Here is a 1,899-nt window from a genome sequence, read left to right as displayed (position 1 = left end):
TATTGAACTGTCAGGAGCTGGCTGCACAACAGCCATTACGCCCAATCAACTGGTGCAGTCGTCTTCTGAAAATGACAATCCAGTTAGGGTATAGCTCAACCTGACATAGAAGCAAAAACTCAACCACCTTCTACCAACTCTCCGAACAGCTCCTTGACCTTTGTTTTCGCATCAGCAAGTGCAGTTCTGCCTTGTTCAGTGATGTCATAAACACGCCGTTCACGTCGCCCGGTGCGTTCGTGGCGTGAGGTCAGATAGCCTTTTTTTTCCAGGCCGTGCAGCATCGGGTACACGGTGCCAGCGCTCATCTCGTAGCCGTGTCGGCGTAGCTCTTCGATGATCCCCAGCCCAAAGACAGGTTCCTCGGCTGCATGGTGAAGGATGTGCAGGCGGATCAAACCGCCGTAGAGGTCTTTGTCAGTCATTTTTTGTGCCTCACAGAGCGACGCTCAACAGCCACCCAGCTGCACCGCTACCGAGGACAACCAGCCACGGCGGGAGCTTCCAGAACATAAGTGCGACAAGGGCAACTAATGCCAAGCCGAAGTCTTGCGGCTGAAAGATGGCGCTAGTCCATACAGGCTGATACAGCGCGGCCAGCAGCAAGCCGACTACAGCGGCATTGATCCCGGCCAGCGCAGCTTGGATGCCTGTATTGCGGCGCAAACGCTCCCAAAATGGCATTGATCCGACGACCAGCAAGAACGAGGGCGCGAAGATAGCCAGCAGACACACAATGCCGCCGATCCAGCCCGACGGGGCGGTGTTCATCGAGGCACCAAGAAACGCGGCGAACGTGAACAAAGGGCCGGGCACCGCTTGAGCTGCCCCGTACCCCGCGAGAAAGGATTCATTGTTGACCCAGCCGGAGGGCACCACTTCGGCTTGCAGTAATGGCAGCACAACGTGACCACCGCCGAACACCAGTGATCCGACACGATAGAAGGAATCCACCATTGCCATGGTTTGACTTGGCATCAGTTCGGCCAACACCGGCAGGCCAATCAGCAAGACAAAGAACAGCGAGAGCCAAAGCACGCCGGCCCGGTGACTGACCGTGATAGGTAGGGGGTCATGCTCAACAACTTTCGCTGGCTTGAACAATAACCGGCCTGCGATGCCTGCGATAGCAATCACGCCAACCTGTCCCCACGCGGACGGCACAAGTAAAACGACGCAGGTAGCAATTGCCATGATGGTGACTCGCAGCCCATCCGTGCATAGGTTACGCGCCATGCCCCATACTGCTTGAGCGACCACGGCCACAGCCACCACTTTTAAGCCATGCAACGCGCCCTGCGAGACGTAATCGCCATAGCTGGAGATGCCGAGCGCAAAAAGGATCAAGGCTATGGCAGACGGCAGCGTGAAGCCAGCCCAAGCAGCCAGCGCCCCGCTGTATCCAGCCCGAGACAGTCCTACCGCTATGCCGACCTGGCTGCTTGCAGGCCCTGGCAAGAACTGACAAAGCGCGACCAAGTCAGCATAGCTCCGTTCGGAGAGCCAGCGCCGCCGTGTGACAAATTCGGCGCGGAAGTAGCCCAAGTGCGCAATGGGGCCGCCAAAAGATGTCAATCCAAGCCGCAGAAAAATAAGAAAGACCGACCATGGTCTGCTGTCATCGGTAGGGTTATTCGTCATACTTTCGCCTTCATGATCTGCAACGAGTTGATCAATAATAAGCGAAATTCGATAACGAAATTCGATATAAATCTAGAAAAAAATACCTCTATGTGTACTACGCAGTTTTAGCTGTGGCTTTCACAGGAGCACGCTTACTTACGGCTTAGCGTGCTTTATTTTCCGTTTTCTGAGGCGATCCCTAGGAGCTCGGATCTCAGGACGAAGGTCTCCGCGAATGTCCGGTCGATCCGCGCGACGTCCCAGGCGGGCGTTCCC

The 1,899-nt window shown here is 55.9% G+C and carries 2 protein-coding genes and 1 pseudogene; all 3 read right to left on the bottom strand.

Translation table 11 applies throughout. The features are described from left to right. Positions 1-10: 10 nt before the first annotated feature. A pseudogene (locus QMN38_RS27235) lies at positions 11-76 on the bottom strand (EAL domain-containing protein); the annotation flags it as partial. A 43-nt stretch (positions 77-119) separates the two neighbouring features. Continuing rightward, on the bottom strand, positions 120-425 hold the full coding sequence (locus QMN38_RS26510; protein WP_000130000.1) for a PadR family transcriptional regulator: 306 nt from the start codon (positions 423-425) through the stop codon (positions 120-122). A gap of 10 nt (positions 426-435) precedes the next feature. Beyond that, positions 436-1,641: a chromate efflux transporter gene (chrA, locus tag QMN38_RS26505; protein WP_000184001.1), complete on the bottom strand. Its 1,206-nt coding sequence runs from the start codon at positions 1,639-1,641 to the stop codon at positions 436-438. Between the last annotated feature and the right edge of the window lie 258 nt (positions 1,642-1,899).

Origin of the sequence: Citrobacter sp. R-1.5.2 (genome assembly GCF_035064245.1) — a bacterium.
GTDB lineage: Bacteria > Pseudomonadota > Gammaproteobacteria > Enterobacterales > Enterobacteriaceae > Citrobacter.
Note: the sequence above shows the minus strand (reverse complement) of the source record. Positions and strands in the feature narration are given on the sequence as shown.

Excerpts from the sequence above, each read along its gene's own strand:
- QMN38_RS26510 (WP_000130000.1), bottom strand. The coding sequence starts at position 425 with ATGACTGACAAAGACCTCTACGGCGGTTTGATCCGCCTGCACATCCTT.
- chrA (WP_000184001.1), bottom strand. The coding sequence starts at position 1,641 with ATGACGAATAACCCTACCGATGACAGCAGACCATGGTCGGTCTTTCTT.